This is a genomic window from Kordiimonas lipolytica, assembly GCF_042651265.1.
GTDB lineage: Bacteria > Pseudomonadota > Alphaproteobacteria > Sphingomonadales > Kordiimonadaceae > Kordiimonas > Kordiimonas lipolytica.
Genome location: NZ_JBHSCR010000004.1, coordinates 50,677 through 64,673 on the forward strand (window position 1 = coordinate 50,677; position 13,997 = coordinate 64,673).

Sequence of the window (13,997 nt, forward strand, 5' to 3'; positions counted from 1 at the left end):
ACAACAAGGGTTTAGTTCCTGAGCATGCAAACTGACATGCCCACAGTGGTTACACGATTTGCGCCTTCTCCGACTGGGTTTCTCCATATCGGCGGGGCTCGTACAGCCTTGTACAATTGGCTTCTGGCTCGCCATTTCGGCGGGAAGTTTCTCCTTCGTATCGAAGATACTGACAAGAAACGATCTACCGACGAAGCCATCGAGGCCATTCTTAACGGCATGAAATGGCTGGAGCTGGACTGGGATGGTGATGCCGTCAGCCAGGCAGGTCGGGCTGAGCGGCATGCAGAAGTCGCGCTGGAGCTACTTGAAAAAGGCATGGCGTATAAATGCTTCGCTACCAGTGAGGAGCTGACCGAGGCCCGCGAAACAGCACGCGCCAATGGTGGTAACTTCCGTGGCGATCTCTGGCGTGACCGGGATGAGAGCGAAGCCCCCGGGGGCGCACCCTATTCGATCCGCATCCGTATGCCGCGTGAAGGGGAGACCACCATCGAAGATGCCGTTCAAGGCCCGGTTACTGTCCAAAACAGCAATCTAGACGATATGATCATCCTCAGATCCGACGGTACACCCACATATATGCTGGCTGTAGTTGTTGACGACCATGACATGGGCGTTACCCACATCGTGCGCGGGGATGACCACCTGAACAACGCCTTCCGTCAGCATCAGATTTATGAAGCCATGGGCTGGACACCGCCTGTTCTGGCACATATCCCGCTTATTCACGGGCCAGATGGCAAAAAACTGTCAAAACGCCATGGCGCTCTTGGTGTTGAGGCCTACCGGGACATGGGCTATTTGCCTTCAGCCATGCGCAACTACCTGCTGCGACTGGGTTGGAGCCACGGCGATGATGAAATAATCTCTACCGAACAGGCAATCGAGTGGTTTAACCTGGAAAATGTCGGCAAGGGTGCTGCACGTTTCGATTTCGACAAGCTCGATAATCTGAATGGCCACTATATTCGTAATTTAAAGGCTGACGCACTCTTGTCGCTGATCAGAAACGATCTAGAACAGGAAGTGGGTCACTCACTTGTTGCCGCTGAGGAAGAGCGCCTGATTAGAGGATTGCCTGCCTTGGCGGAACGCGCGAAGCGGATGCCAGATATTACAGAGAATGCGTCTCTTTTCTGTAATGTTCGCCCGCTAAGCCTAACCGAGAATGCTGCCAAAGCCCTGTCAGGCGAGGACACGTCCGACCTGATGGGACAAGTGGCAACCGAATTGGAAGCGGTGACTGACTGGGAAGCGTCGGTTATTAAAGCTGCCATTTTCTCTTTCGCGGAAGCGAAAGAATTAAAACTAGGCAAGGTGATGCAGCCGATCAGGGCTGCCGTAACTGGTGGAAAGCAGTGCGGCGACCTAGTGGAAACCCTGGAGATTTTGGGCCAGGAAGAAACGATCGGCCGCTTGAGGGACCTCATTGCCGCTTAGCCTTGTAGGTCTGCGCAGGCAGACTGTATTTTTTAAGAAGGAGTTTGGACCATGACAAATGATCCCCTTAAACTGGCCGGCGCCGGCGAAGACGTCGACCTTCCTGTAATGGAGGGGTCTGTAGGTCCGAAGGTATTGGACATCCGCAAGCTTTACGCGCAGACGGGCATGTTTACCTTTGACCCTGGCTTTACATCTACAGCAAGCTGTGAGTCTAAAATCACCTATATTGATGGTGAAAAAGGCGAACTGCAGTACCGCGGGTATCCGATCGAACAACTGGCAGCCGACAGCGACTTTATGGAAGTCTGCTACCTGCTGCTGTTTGGTGAACTGCCAACCAAAGCGGAAAAAGAAAAATTTGTGTGGGACATCACGCACCACACCATGGTGCATGAGCAGCTTCACCGCTTGTTCCTTGGTTTCCGCCGCGACGCACACCCAATGGCTGTGATGGTTGGTGTAGTGGGCGCCTTGTCTGCCTTTTATCATGACAGCACCGACATCAATGACCCACACCAGCGTATGGTTGCGAGCTACCGTTTGATCGCCAAGATTCCAACCATTGCTGCCATGGCGTACAAATATACGATTGGCCAGCCTTTCGTATATCCACGCAATGACCTGTCATATGCTGGCAACTTCTTGCACATGATGTTCTCTGTACCTGCTGAGGAATACAAGGTCAGCCCAACGCTTGAAAAAGCCATGGACCTGATCTTCATTCTGCATGCAGACCACGAGCAAAACGCATCTACGTCGACAGTCCGTCTGGCTGGCTCCTCTGGCGCCAATCCATTCGCCTGTATCGCTGCCGGTATTGCATGCCTTTGGGGCCCTGCCCACGGCGGTGCAAACGAAGCATGCCTGAACATGCTCTCGGAAATCGGTACCGTTGACCGCATTCCAGAGTTTGTGGCGCGCGCAAAAGACCGCAACGACCCGTTCCGCCTGATGGGCTTCGGTCACCGCGTATATAAGAACTTTGACCCGCGTGCGACTGTAATGCGGGAAACCGCACACAAGGTTCTTAAAGAGCTTGGCGTCGACGATCCACTCTTTGACGTTGCGATGGAACTCGAGAAGATTGCGCTTGAAGACCCTTACTTCGTTGAGAAGAAGCTCTATCCTAACGTAGACTTCTATTCCGGTATTATCCTGAAAGCCATGGGCTTCCCAACCGAGATGTTCACCGTTCTGTTTGCCCTGGCCCGTACCAGCGGCTGGATTGCTCAGTGGAAAGAGATGATCGAAGACCCGACCCAGAAGATCGGTCGTCCTCGGCAGCTCTATACGGGTTCACCAAAACGCGACTACGTTCCGCTCGACAAGCGCTAGAACGAATCCAGTGACAAAGGAAGCCAGCTCCCAGGAGCTGGCTTTTTTTATTACCAATACACAGGCCCTCTCCGCTTCCTAGCCAAAGCCGCTCTTTCGCGTAACCACATAAAAAAGGCGGCCCGCTTGGACCGCCTTCATTATAAGCACTTTATATAGTTCAGGGCCTATTCGCCGCCCAGCATTGCCGTCAGCTTGGCCTCTGTTACCAGTTCACCGTCAACGAATGCCTGAGCGTCAAATTTCCACACGGCCCCGCCCCCCCGGGTCTTCTGGACCTTCATCTCCAGGCGATCTCCAGGACCGACTGGCTTACGGAATTTGGCGCCATCAATACCCATGAAGTAGACAACCTTGCCTTTGGCATCGTCACCCAGAAAATCGACCGCAAGAACGCCTGCTGTCTGGGCCATAGCCTCAAGAATCAGAACGCCCGGCATCACCGGTTTCTGCGGGAAATGGCCTGGAAAAAATGGCTCGTTGATCGTGACATTCTTGATACCGGTAGCGCTTTCTCCCGACACAACGTCAACAACCTTGTCGACCAGAAGGAATGGATACCGGTGCGGTATCGATTCCATAATTTTCTGGATATCAAATTCCATGTTCAGGAACCCTGGTTACTGGCCTTCGCCATTTGCGGCAGGTGCTGCTTCATCAGCTTTCTGCGGCATGTTCAGCGAGACAGTTGGCAGTTCAGCATCGAGCTTTTCGATAAATTCTGTGGTTACATCGATACCTGCGGCAGAACCCAGTACCAAGCGCTTCAGCATGATGATTTGGGCCTTGCGGTCAGAAAGGAGGCTGCGGATTACAGGTTGGCGCGCACGCTCTACTTGTACCATAGCTTCCTGGCGCAGCTTGTCGAAGGTATACTCAAGCTGGCTAAGGGCTTGCTGCGCCTGAACATACTGGCTTTCCAGCTTGCGCTTCTCTTCTTCATACTTATCGTTGCCGATGATGGCTTTACGCTTTTCAAGGTCTGCGAGCTGTTGCTCTACCACACCGCCGCGCGTGATGAATTGACGAAGCTGCAGGATGTTCTGACGCAGTTCTGCTGTCTGCAGGTTGAAATCCTTGTATGCAGCTGCCTCACGCTCAACGCGTTCGTCATCCACAGTCAGGATCTGTGCCGTGGCCATAGTTGTGATGGTTAGTGCGGCGAGCGCACCCACAACAGCCAGTTTCAATGATTTAAACATGTTACCCATTATTTTTTCCCTAGTTTACCCTTAGAAGGCCGTCCCGACGTTAAACTGCAGAGTTTGCGTCCGGTCACCCAATTGTTTTTTCAATGTCTTAGACAGATCGATCCGGAATGGCCCGAATGGCGACTGCCAGGAGAAGCCGATACCCACGGAAATCCGTGGCGCTGGCGAATTACCTGCAAGACAGTTTGTGTTCAGGCTGGAAAGCGTGTTGTCAGCATTTGCCGCGTCAAATTCAGCCTGAGTGAAGGTACATTCCAGTCGGCTATCTTCCTGCGCGCGGAACAATGACCCTACGTCAACAAATGCCGAGGCCTGGATGCCCGATTCAAGAGCGGCATCGCCTAGCGGGAAGAAGAGCTCACCGCGACCGATATAATAGGCCGTGCCGCCCAATGATTGTTCGCTGGCGAAATCACGAGGCCCCATACCTGCCACATCAAAGCCACGCATACGCGGACCGCCGATAAAGAACTTGTCTGACAGACGAATATCTTGGCCCAGGCCGTGGATAATCCCTGCCTCACCGCCGGCCCGGAAGGTCCAGCCCTGCCACGGTGTCCAGTAGTTGTCAAAGTTCAGAGACGACCGCAGATAACGCACATCACCACCCAAACCGGCAAAGTCCTGGCTGAAGTAGAAACTGTGACCACGTGTTGGACGGATAACACTGTTCAGCGTGTTGAATCCAACCGTGTAGCCCAAAATGGATTGGAAGCGATTGCCAAGAGAATCCTGGATACCGGTAGATAGCGCTACGGTTTTTTCGTCAAAATCCAGCTCGGCAATGCTGTCAGCACCACTACCATTGACGTCATAATCAGCAAGGGTTACCGCGCCATCACCGTTTACATCATAAAGGCCTACCCGGCGCGCGATTTCGTCTTCATCGGTCACACCTTCAGTGGTCTGGGTACCATAATAACTCTGGAAGAAGCTATTAAGGAAGCCATCCAGAATATTCACATTATCCCGACGCAATGTATAGCGGGTGGAAAGTGTCCAATATTCACTGATCGCCATCCCAGCTCGCAGAGAGAAGCCAATCGATTTCGTATCGAAGAAGGACCCGAACGAGCTTGAATCTACTTTGCGTGCGAAAATGTCAAAGCCTGCAGCGACCCGGCGCCCCATAAAGTATGGCTCAGTGAAACCGAGATCAATTTCCTGCCGCCTTCCGGACAGGCGAAGGCCCAGACGCAGATCCTGCGCCATACCGCGGAAGTTCCGTTGCTGGATCGAGAAATCGAAAATGAAGTTTTCAAGGCTCGAGAAACCGGCACCAAGGTTCAACTGGCCTGTTGCTTGCTCCTCGACATTCACGTCCAGCACCATGCGGTCAGGGTCTGACCCCTGAAGCTGCTCAATCGTCACCTCCCGGAAGAAGTCCAGTCGCTTGAGGCGAGTTTCCGACCGGCTAACAAGAGCAGAGTTGAACGCGTCGCCTTCCTGCAAACGAAATTCGCGGCGGATCACCCGGTCAAGCGTCACAACATTGCCACTGATGTTGATCCGTTCCACATACACGCGTGGCGCGTCAAGAACGCGGAAGGTAATGTTGATTTTACGCGCATCACGGTCCCGGCTGATCTGTGGGCGAACATCCACAAATGCATAGCCCAGAAGGCCTGCAGCGTTCGAGAGCGATTCAACCGTTTTCTCGATAGCTTCCGCATTATAGGTCATCCCTTCACGCATCAGAAGGAACGCGCGGAACAGGCTGGCATCTACATCACGGATTTCGCTCTCCACATCGATTTCGCCGAATTCGTAAATCTCGCCTTCTTCCACCGTGAATGTAATGAAGAAGTCTTCCCGGTCAGGGGTGAGCTCAGAAATTGCCGACACAGTCCGGAAGTCAGCATAGCCTTCATTCAGATAATGCTGGCGCAAGACCTGCTGGTCATAGGCTAGACGATCAGGATCGAAAGTATCGTTCGATGTGAAGATTTTCCACCAGCGGGATTCTTTCGTCGCCAGGACGTCCCGCAGATCTCCATCGCTGAAAACATGGTTACCGATAAAATTGATACGGCTGACTTTTGTTTTCGGGCCTTCCTGAATTTCATAAATAAGATCGACGCGGTTTTGTTCAAGCTGAACCACCTTTGGCTCGATGATCGCAGCGAAGCGACCAGAGCGACGATACAGTTCCAACATCCGCTGAACATCAGCGCGAACCTTCGCACGAGTAAAGACCTGACGGGGCCTCAAACGGGCCTCTTCAATCAGTTCATCGCGATCAAGCCGTTTGTTACCTTCAAAGATAATGCGGTTGATGATCGGGTTTTCAACAACCCGGACGATCAAGGCCCCTTGGTTTTCCGACAACTCCACATCGGAAAACAGGCCTGTTGCAAACAGATTCTTAAGGCTGATGTCCAGCCGCTCCGCATCGAAAGGCTGACCGGGCTGGACAGCCAGATAAGACGCAATGGTCTCCGGCTCCACCCGTTCGTTGCCGATCACACTGATCTGACGGATAATAGGAATCTGCTGGGCAGCTGGCTGCTGTTGCGCCATTGCCGGCACCGTTAGCGAAGCTCCCCCGATCGTAAGCGCTATAACAAAGCGCCACATCACGCACATCTTAAATAAACGCAACTTTTTCCTGCCCATTCATAATTTTTTTAGCGACAATGGCGGTGAAATTGGCCTAGAGCGGCAAGGATTGCAAGTCATTCAATGTCACAAGCAACATAAAAATCAACATTAGCGCAAATCCAGCCACAAAACCGGCTTCCTGAGCCTTCTTGCTGATGGGTGAGCCCTTGATTGCCTCAAGCCCATAAAACAGCAAATGCCCACCATCCAACACCGGGATTGGCAGCAAATTCACAATACCAAGATTAAGTGACAGCATGGCTAGAAGCCATACCAGTGATTCAAGGCCATCGTGGGCGGCCTCGCCGATTGCAGTGGCAATCCGCACGGGCCCTCCCAATTCCTTCACAGAACGAACCCCAAGGATCATCTGGCCCAGTGTAGTGAAAATCATTTTAGTGGTTGAGACCATCTGGCGGCTGCCTTCAGACATGGAAAGCCAGAAGCCAGGGTGCTCAATAACCTGCGTGTATGGCGTCCGACCGTCTTCGTCTGAATTGCCAACCCCCAGATATCCATAAGGATAGCGATTACCAAAGCGGTCTTCGAAATACTTGGTCCCAATGGTTGGGCGAAGGATCACTTCCCTGCCCTCACGCTCTACAACTACATCAAGTGTGTGCCCTGGGCGCAGCCTGACAATACGTGCGATATCAGAGAAACGGTCCACTTCCTGGCCGTTGATCTGCGTAATGCGGTCATGGCTTTGGAAGCCAGCAACACCTGCCGGATCCTCGGCCCCAACAGAGACCGCTACGGGTTCAGTAATCGCGACGCCGTGCAGATACACAAAGGCGCCGAAAACAAGAACCGCAGCAATCAAATTAACGGCGGGACCGGCGAAAACAATCAGGGCCCGCTGCCACAGAGGCTTGAAATGATAGCAAACCTTCTTTTCTTCTTCGGTCAAACCTTCAGGAATATCACCAGGATTGCTGGCCGCAGACGCATCGCCAAAGAATCTAACATAGCCACCAAGCGGTATCAGGCTGATTTTCCAACGCGTGCCCCGCTTGTCAGTGCGACCAAAAAGCTCCTTCCCCATACCAATCGAAAAGGTCTCGATTTTCACGCCGAAAATCCTGCCAACGATATAGTGTCCCCACTCGTGAATAAACACGAGCAGGCTGAAGCCCCCGATAAATGCGGCAATGGTGAAAAACAGTCCTGGGCCTTCGGTCTCCATGGAGTAATCCTTACTTCTTCCGGCTTTCCAACTGTAGCCCGGCTAGGCGCCGCGCCTCTTGATCAATTTCAAACACATTCGTTAGCGATTGTGGCGCTTTCATGTCGATTTGGGCAAGAGTTTCCTCGACCAGTGCTGGGATATCCATGAAGCCGATCTGTCCCGACAAGAACCCACCGACAGCAACCTCATTCGCAGCATTCAACACTGCCGGGGCCGCCCCACCCGCGTCAAGGGCTTCTTTAGCCAGCGCAAGGCAGCGAAAGGCCTCATAATCAGGGGCTTGAAAGGTCAGTGACCCAATTTCAGCGAGCGATAGCCGCTTCACCGGGGCTTCCATGCGCTCCGGCCATGCCAGGCTATAGGCGATCGGCGTTCGCATATCAGGTGAGCCAAGCTGAGCCAATACGCTGCCATCCTGATATTCCACCATCGAATGAATGACAGACTGCGGATGCACCAGAACTTCAATCTGGTCCTTGGAAACAGGGAACAGATGAAACGCCTCAATTACTTCAAGGCCCTTGTTCATCATGGTGGCGGAATCGACCGAAATCTTGGCGCCCATGTCCCAGTTGGGGTGTGCGACGGCTTGCGCAGGCGTGACATCCAGCAGGTCGTGACGACTACGGCCCAGGAAAGGCCCGCCAGAGGCGGTCAGGATCAACCGGTCAACGGCCTTCGCTGCGCCAAAATCAAACACTTGATAGATGGCATTATGTTCAGAATCGACCGGCAACAAAGTCGCTCCATGTTCGGCCACTTCTGCCATCAGCAAGTCGCCCGCACATACAAGGCATTCCTTATTGGCAAGCGCTACCGTCGCACCGCGCCGGACAGCGGCCATAGTAGGCCTCAGGCCTGCAGCACCAACGATGGCCGCCATCACGATATCGGATGGCCTAGCGGCGGCTTCAATCAGGGCTTCATCGCCCGCAGCGGCCTCAACCCCTGTGCCCGCAAGCAACGCCTTAAGCGTTCCCAGTTTGCTTTCGTCGCCAATGACCGCCAGTTGGGCGTTAAAGCTGATCGCAGCCTTTGCCAGCTCTTCAACCCGGCTGTAAGCTGTGAGCGCCAAAACATTGAATTTATTTCTATTTCTGGAAATCAGGTCGAGCGTACTCTGCCCGACCGAACCGGTGGCGCCTAGAACTGTCACGCTTTTCTGGATTGTATCCACCATCACGATAACTCAAAACCAAACAGGGGGTAAAATGTCATAAGGAGAGCAACAGCAGGCGCCACAAACACAAGACCGTCCACGCGGTCCAGCAAACCGCCGTGGCCAGGGATAAGTCCGCCCGAGTCCTTGACACCAAACGACCGCTTGATGCCGCTTTCCAGCAGGTCTCCCACTTGCGCCCAGGCAGCCAAAAGACCTGCTACCCACCAATAATTAATGTCGAATTCAAAAAATGCCGCAAATGCGACACTGACTGCGCTACTCAGCGCCATGCCACCTAACAGGCCCGCCCAGGTCTTCTTTGGGCTAATCTTTGGTGCCAGTTTTGGCCCACCGATGCCCTTTCCGGCAAAATAGCCCCCTACATCCGTGGCCCAAACAACAAGGAAAACCCAGAAAACCACGAGCGCACTTGCCTCGCGGATATAAAAAAGCGCGACAAGCGGCAACGCCACATAGCCTAAACCAGTCAACCACCAGCCAAGGGACGGTGACGTCTTGACCAGCATCCTGCCAAGCAAGGCAAGCCCCGTTAGCCCAATAATAAGCAGAGCCACAGCGCCAAAGCCTGTAGCAAGCAGAACAGGTACCAGCAAAGCCAGCAGGGCGGCAGACAGACCGTGTAAAAGCCTTGGCTCAACCTTCGTCAAGCCGCACCATTCAATAATCATAAGGGCGCCACCAAGCGCCAAAAGACCAGCGAACCACCAGCCGCCCGCATAGATCGGCCATAAAACGACCGGCAAAAGCAACACTGCAGATACTATGCGTTTGAAAAGATTATCCGAAATCCCAAAAGGCATACGGCACCCTATCTCTTATGGGCGCACACCAAAGCGGCGGTCGCGAGTTTGAAAATCGGACACTGCCTTGGCAAATGCCTCTTTGGTGAAATCCGGCCACAAGATATCGAGGAACAAGAATTCCGAGTAAGCAGCCTGCCACAACAGGAAATTTGACAGCCGCTGCTCACCGCTTGTTCTAATAATCAGGTCAGGGTCTGGTAAGCCGCGGGTCGTCAAAGAATCAGCGAAGACTGCTTCAGTGATATCATCCGCGGTCATCTCACCTTTTGCTACTGCACGCGCAAGCTTTTGCGCTGCGTCCAGCATCTCATCGCGACTACCGTAGCTCAGGGCGATAACCAATGTCATTCGATCGTTGTTGGCCGTCATTTCCTCGGCACGGTCGATCATCTTTTGAATATCTGGAGACAGCCTGTCCCTGCGGCCAATCACACGTAATCGGATATTTTGCTTGTGTAAGGTTTTAACTTCACGGTTCAGGTAAAGCTTTAGCAGGCCCATAAGGTCCCGAACTTCTTCCTCTGGACGATTCCAGTTTTCCGAAGAAAAAGCGTATAAGGTCAGGTATTTGACGCCTGCATTCAAAGCGCCTTCAATTGCCTCGCGGACTGCCTCGGCCCCCTGTTTGTGGCCTGCGGACCTTGCCTTGCCTTTTTGGGCCGCCCACCTGCCATTGCCGTCCATGATTATGGCAACATGTTTTGGAGGCACCATTGCTGACGCCTCTTGGATAGGCTGGGCCTGAGCTACCATGTTAGACCTGCATGATTTCTTTTTCTTTGGCCTGCAGAAGTTCATCCACCTCGCCAACAAACTTGTTAGTCAGGTCCTGAACCTCATCGGCATACATCTTGTGATCGTCTTCGCTAATGGACTTATCTTTTTCCATCTTCTTGAGCTGATCCATGCCGTCGCGACGCACATTTCGGATCGCGATACGCGCAGTCTCTGCATATTTTGCAGCAACCTTGGCGAGCTCAGCCCGGCGCTCTTCATTAAGCTCAGGGATCGGGATACGGACCAGCTGGCCATCAATCATAGGATTCAGGCCGAGACCAGAGTTGCGGATCGCCTTTTCAACGGCGGAGACATTGCCCTTGTCCCAAACCTGAACAGACAGCATGCGCGGCTCTGGTACACCAACCGTACCAACTTGGTTCAGTGGCATATTGGCACCGTAAACGTCTACCGTTACCGGGTCCAGAAGACTGGTCGTCGCCCGACCGGAGCGCAGGCCCGCGTATTCATGCTTCAGCGCTTCAACAGCGCCTTTCATGCGGCGCTCGATATCCTGCAGATCAAGTTCTTCATCACTCATGTTTATTCCTCACCCACGATTGTGCAAGTGCCCTCACCTTGGAGGACCCTCACTAGCTCATCTTGCGTTTGAATAGAAAAGACAACAATTGGAATATTGTTTTCGCGGCTCAATGAAATAGCCGATGCGTCCATCACCTTCAGATCCTGCTTCAACACATCCATGTAGGACAGGCGGTCGTAGCGGACAGCCGTCGGGTCCTTTTTGGGGTCGGCGTTATAAACGCCATCAACCTGCGTACCCTTAAGCAGCGCATTACAGTTCATCTCAGCCGCTCTCAGGGCTGCTGCGGTGTCCGTCGTGAAGAACGGGTTACCTGTGCCTGCGGCGAAAATAACAACACGGCCCTTTTCAAGATGCCTGATCGCCCGACGGCGAATATATGGCTCGCTTACGCTCGCCATCGGAATGGCGGACAGGACACGCGTGTCTACACCAACCTTCTCAAGCGCGTTCTGAAGAGCCAACGCATTCATCACAGTCGCCAGCATACCCATATGGTCTGCTGTCGACCGGTCCAGCCCTTCTGCAGCCCCTTTGATGCCGCGGAAGATATTGCCACCACCGACTACCACACATACTTCTGTGCCGATTTCCCGGGCACGCTTTATCTCAAGTGACACGCGATTTGCGGTGACCGGATCAATCCCGTAACTACCGTCGCCCATCAGGGCTTCACCCGAAAGTTTCAGCAATACACGTTTAAATCTTGGCTCATTGGACATCAGCCAGTATCTCCCCTTACACCTTGAAATCTGGTGTTTATTTTGCCCGCTGCAGCTTATCCGCTTGAACCGGACAAGGCTACCGAAGTTTTAAATAAAAATACTTAGGTCTTCAACGCTCTACATTAGCTCGTAGAAAACTTCATAAAAAAGCCCAGGAGAAATCTCCTGGGCTTTCCAACTTGTCTAGCGGTGCGCCTTAAACGCCTGCAGCAGCAGCCACTTCCGCAGCGAAGTCGTCTTCTTTCTTCTCGAGACCTTCGCCCATTTCCATGCGAACATAGCTTACCAGCTCAATTGCAGTGCCAGCATCTTTCGCAGCTTTTGCAATCACGTCTTCGATCTTGCTTTCGCCATCGATTACAAACGTCTGCTTCAGCAGAACGATTTCCTCGAGGAACTTACGCATACGGCCAACGATCATCTTCTCGATGATTTCCATTGGCTTGCCGGATTCCTTGGCTTTTTCGATCTGAACCTGCTTCTCGCGCTCTACGATTTCCTGATCCAGGTCAGCTTCAGAAAGCGACGCTGGATTTGCAGCAGCAATATGCATTGCCAGTTGCTTACCGAGAGGTGCCAGAACGTCTTCGCCAGCGTCTGATTTCAGAGCGACGAGAACAGCGATTTTGCCCATGCCGTCGGTAACAGCGCCGTGGATGTAAGAAGCAACAAGGCCCTTGTCCACTTCAGCAACAGCCGCACGACGAATTGTCATGTTTTCGCCGATTGTTGCGATATTGTCGGTCAGAACTTCGGAAACTGGCTTCGAGGAACCTGGGTATGTTGCAGCAGCGATTGCTTCAACGTCGGTACCAACTTCCAGGGCAACGCCAGCGAGGTCGCCAACGAACTTCTGGAATTTCTCGTTGCGAGCAACGAAGTCAGTTTCGGAGTTTACTTCGATTACAGCAGCTTTATTGCCTGCAGATTTAACGCCAACAAGGCCCTCAGCAGCAACGCGGCCGGATTTCTTGGCAGCAGCAGCAAGACCTTTCGTGCGCAGCCAGTCAACAGCGGCTTCAAGGTTGCCGTCAGTTTCTGCAAGCGCTTTTTTGCAATCCATCATGCCTGCGCCGGAAGTCTCGCGCAGTTCTTTAACAAGTGCGGCAGTGATTTGTGCCATCGGAATTCCCCTTACGATCTCTGGAGATCTTAAAGTGTAGATATGATTTTGCCCCCGAAAGCCGAGGCCTTCGGGAGCAATAAATGAAAATTGTTACTCTGCTTTGTCAGCGTCAGCGTCTTTAGCTGCTTTTTTTGGAGCGGCTTTTTTTGCAGGAGCTTTTTTCGCAGCAGCTTTCTTAGCTGGCTTTTTCTCTTCAGCTGGAGCTTCAGCAGGTGCAGCAGCTTCCTCGGCTGGAGCTTCTTCAGCAACAGCTTCTTCAACTGGAGCTTCCTGAGCACCAAGGTCAACACCTTGAGCAGCCAGCTCAGCCTGAATACCGTCCAGAGCCGCTTCAGCAAGCAGGTCGCAGTAAAGACGCAGCGCGCGGGTCGCATCGTCGTTTCCTGGGATTGGGTAATCAACGCCTTCTGGCTTGGAGTTGGTGTCGATAACGCCAACAACAGGGATGTGCAGACGGTTGGCTTCAGCAATCGCGAGGTCGTCACCGATTACGTCAACAGCAACAATAATATCTGGCAGACCGCCCATGTCCTGGATACCGCCCAGGGAAAGCTCGAGCTTGTCGCGCAGACGCGTCAGCTGCAGAGTTTCTTTTTTGGTCAGACCAGTATGCTCTTGGCCGAGTTGCTCGTTGAGCTGCTTCAGGCGCTTGATGGACTGGCTGATCGTCTGCCAGTTGGTCATCATGCCGCCGAGCCAACGGTGGTTTACATAATACTGGCCGCAACGCTTAGCTGCTTCAGCAATGATTGGGGACGCCTGACGCTTCGTACCAACGAACAGAACGCGGCCGCCACCGGCAACAACGTCACGAACAGCCTGCAGGGCACGCTGAAAGTATGGAACGGTTTGGGACAGGTCAATGATGTGAACGCCGTTACGTTCGCCGAAGATAAACGGCGCCATTTTCGGGTTCCAACGGTGGGTCTGGTGACCAAAGTGTACGCCTGCTTCCAAGAGGGCGCGCATGTCGACTACTGGCATCGCCATAATACTACTCCTTTTCCGGTTAAGCCTCCGTGGGCGTGCGTATCGGAAAACCATTTCCCGAAACACC

13 protein-coding genes are annotated in these 13,997 nt (G+C 53.1%); 2 read left to right on the plus strand and 11 right to left on the minus strand.

Annotated elements, in window-relative coordinates; all coding sequences use genetic code 11:
- Window positions 1-36 precede the first annotated feature (36 nt).
- Together gltX and gltA are read left to right on the plus strand one after the other, a co-directional pair.
- Window positions 37-1,443 (plus strand): glutamate--tRNA ligase, encoded by a 1,407-nt coding sequence (gene gltX / locus ACFO5Q_RS07355; RefSeq protein WP_068149298.1) that lies wholly within the window; start codon window positions 37-39, stop codon window positions 1,441-1,443.
- A gap of 51 nt (window positions 1,444-1,494) precedes the next feature.
- Window positions 1,495-2,781: a citrate synthase gene (gene gltA, locus ACFO5Q_RS07360; RefSeq protein WP_068149300.1), complete on the plus strand. Its 1,287-nt coding sequence runs from the start codon at window positions 1,495-1,497 to the stop codon at window positions 2,779-2,781.
- A 167-nt stretch (window positions 2,782-2,948) separates the two neighbouring features.
- Here gltA and fabZ read toward each other — a convergent pair whose 3' ends face one another.
- The 11 genes from fabZ to rpsB all read right to left on the minus strand — a co-directional run bounded on the left by fabZ (window position 2,949) and on the right by rpsB (window position 13,930).
- A complete protein-coding gene (gene fabZ / locus ACFO5Q_RS07365; RefSeq protein WP_068149302.1) occupies window positions 2,949-3,386 on the minus strand; it encodes a 3-hydroxyacyl-ACP dehydratase FabZ in 438 nt (145 codons plus the stop codon).
- 15 nt (window positions 3,387-3,401) lie between these two features.
- Entirely contained in the window at window positions 3,402-3,992 is a 591-nt protein-coding gene (locus tag ACFO5Q_RS07370; RefSeq protein ID WP_068149304.1) for an OmpH family outer membrane protein, read from the minus strand.
- Window positions 3,993-4,013: 21 nt separating this feature from the next.
- Entirely contained in the window at window positions 4,014-6,512 is a 2,499-nt protein-coding gene (bamA, locus tag ACFO5Q_RS07375; protein ID WP_197421170.1) for an outer membrane protein assembly factor BamA, read from the minus strand.
- A 133-nt stretch (window positions 6,513-6,645) separates the two neighbouring features.
- Window positions 6,646-7,779 carry a M50 family metallopeptidase gene (locus ACFO5Q_RS07380; RefSeq protein ID WP_068149309.1) on the minus strand — a complete coding sequence of 378 codons (1,134 nt, stop codon included), beginning with the start codon at window positions 7,777-7,779 and terminating at the stop codon, window positions 6,646-6,648.
- Window positions 7,780-7,789: 10 nt separating this feature from the next.
- Entirely contained in the window at window positions 7,790-8,962 is a 1,173-nt protein-coding gene (locus ACFO5Q_RS07385; RefSeq protein ID WP_068149317.1) for a 1-deoxy-D-xylulose-5-phosphate reductoisomerase, read from the minus strand.
- Window positions 8,962-9,765 carry a phosphatidate cytidylyltransferase gene (locus tag ACFO5Q_RS07390; protein ID WP_068149320.1) on the minus strand — a complete coding sequence of 268 codons (804 nt, stop codon included), beginning with the start codon at window positions 9,763-9,765 and terminating at the stop codon, window positions 8,962-8,964. The genes ACFO5Q_RS07385 and ACFO5Q_RS07390 overlap by 1 nt, the downstream gene beginning before the upstream one ends.
- A 15-nt stretch (window positions 9,766-9,780) precedes the next feature.
- Complete coding sequence (locus tag ACFO5Q_RS07395) at window positions 9,781-10,521, minus strand: isoprenyl transferase (protein WP_068149323.1); 741 nt, start codon at window positions 10,519-10,521, stop codon at window positions 9,781-9,783.
- 1 nt (window position 10,522) lies between these two features.
- A complete protein-coding gene (gene frr / locus ACFO5Q_RS07400) occupies window positions 10,523-11,086 on the minus strand; it encodes a ribosome recycling factor (RefSeq protein WP_068149326.1) in 564 nt (187 codons plus the stop codon).
- A 2-nt stretch (window positions 11,087-11,088) separates the two neighbouring features.
- Window positions 11,089-11,811 carry a UMP kinase gene (gene pyrH, locus ACFO5Q_RS07405; protein ID WP_068149328.1) on the minus strand — a complete coding sequence of 241 codons (723 nt, stop codon included), beginning with the start codon at window positions 11,809-11,811 and terminating at the stop codon, window positions 11,089-11,091.
- Between the two features lie 199 nt (window positions 11,812-12,010).
- Window positions 12,011-12,937, minus strand: a complete 927-nt coding sequence (gene tsf / locus ACFO5Q_RS07410; RefSeq protein ID WP_068149330.1) for a translation elongation factor Ts — start codon at window positions 12,935-12,937, stop codon at window positions 12,011-12,013.
- Window positions 12,938-13,030: 93 nt separating this feature from the next.
- Window positions 13,031-13,930 (minus strand): 30S ribosomal protein S2, encoded by a 900-nt coding sequence (gene rpsB / locus ACFO5Q_RS07415; RefSeq protein WP_082719947.1) that lies wholly within the window; start codon window positions 13,928-13,930, stop codon window positions 13,031-13,033.
- Between the last annotated feature and the right edge of the window lie 67 nt (window positions 13,931-13,997).

Bases quoted from the DNA above. Each gene is read 5' to 3' on its own strand.
- frr (WP_068149326.1), bottom strand. From the start codon at position 11,086: ATGAGTGATGAAGAACTTGATCTGCAGGATATCGAGCGCCGCATGAAA.
- ACFO5Q_RS07385 (WP_068149317.1), bottom strand. From the start codon at position 8,962: ATGGTGGATACAATCCAGAAAAGCGTGACAGTTCTAGGCGCCACCGGT.
- pyrH (WP_068149328.1), bottom strand. From the start codon at position 11,811: ATGTCCAATGAGCCAAGATTTAAACGTGTATTGCTGAAACTTTCGGGT.
- bamA (WP_197421170.1), bottom strand. From the start codon at position 6,512: ATGGCGCAACAGCAGCCAGCTGCCCAGCAGATTCCTATTATCCGTCAG.
- rpsB (WP_082719947.1), bottom strand. From the start codon at position 13,930: ATGGCGATGCCAGTAGTCGACATGCGCGCCCTCTTGGAAGCAGGCGTA.
- ACFO5Q_RS07380 (WP_068149309.1), bottom strand. From the start codon at position 7,779: ATGGAGACCGAAGGCCCAGGACTGTTTTTCACCATTGCCGCATTTATC.
- ACFO5Q_RS07390 (WP_068149320.1), bottom strand. From the start codon at position 9,765: ATGCCTTTTGGGATTTCGGATAATCTTTTCAAACGCATAGTATCTGCA.
- fabZ (WP_068149302.1), bottom strand. From the start codon at position 3,386: ATGGAATTTGATATCCAGAAAATTATGGAATCGATACCGCACCGGTAT.
- ACFO5Q_RS07395 (WP_068149323.1), bottom strand. From the start codon at position 10,521: ATGGTAGCTCAGGCCCAGCCTATCCAAGAGGCGTCAGCAATGGTGCCT.
- ACFO5Q_RS07370 (WP_068149304.1), bottom strand. From the start codon at position 3,992: ATGGGTAACATGTTTAAATCATTGAAACTGGCTGTTGTGGGTGCGCTC.
- tsf (WP_068149330.1), bottom strand. From the start codon at position 12,937: ATGGCACAAATCACTGCCGCACTTGTTAAAGAACTGCGCGAGACTTCC.
- gltA (WP_068149300.1), top strand. From the start codon at position 1,495: ATGACAAATGATCCCCTTAAACTGGCCGGCGCCGGCGAAGACGTCGAC.
- gltX (WP_068149298.1), top strand. From the start codon at position 37: ATGCCCACAGTGGTTACACGATTTGCGCCTTCTCCGACTGGGTTTCTC.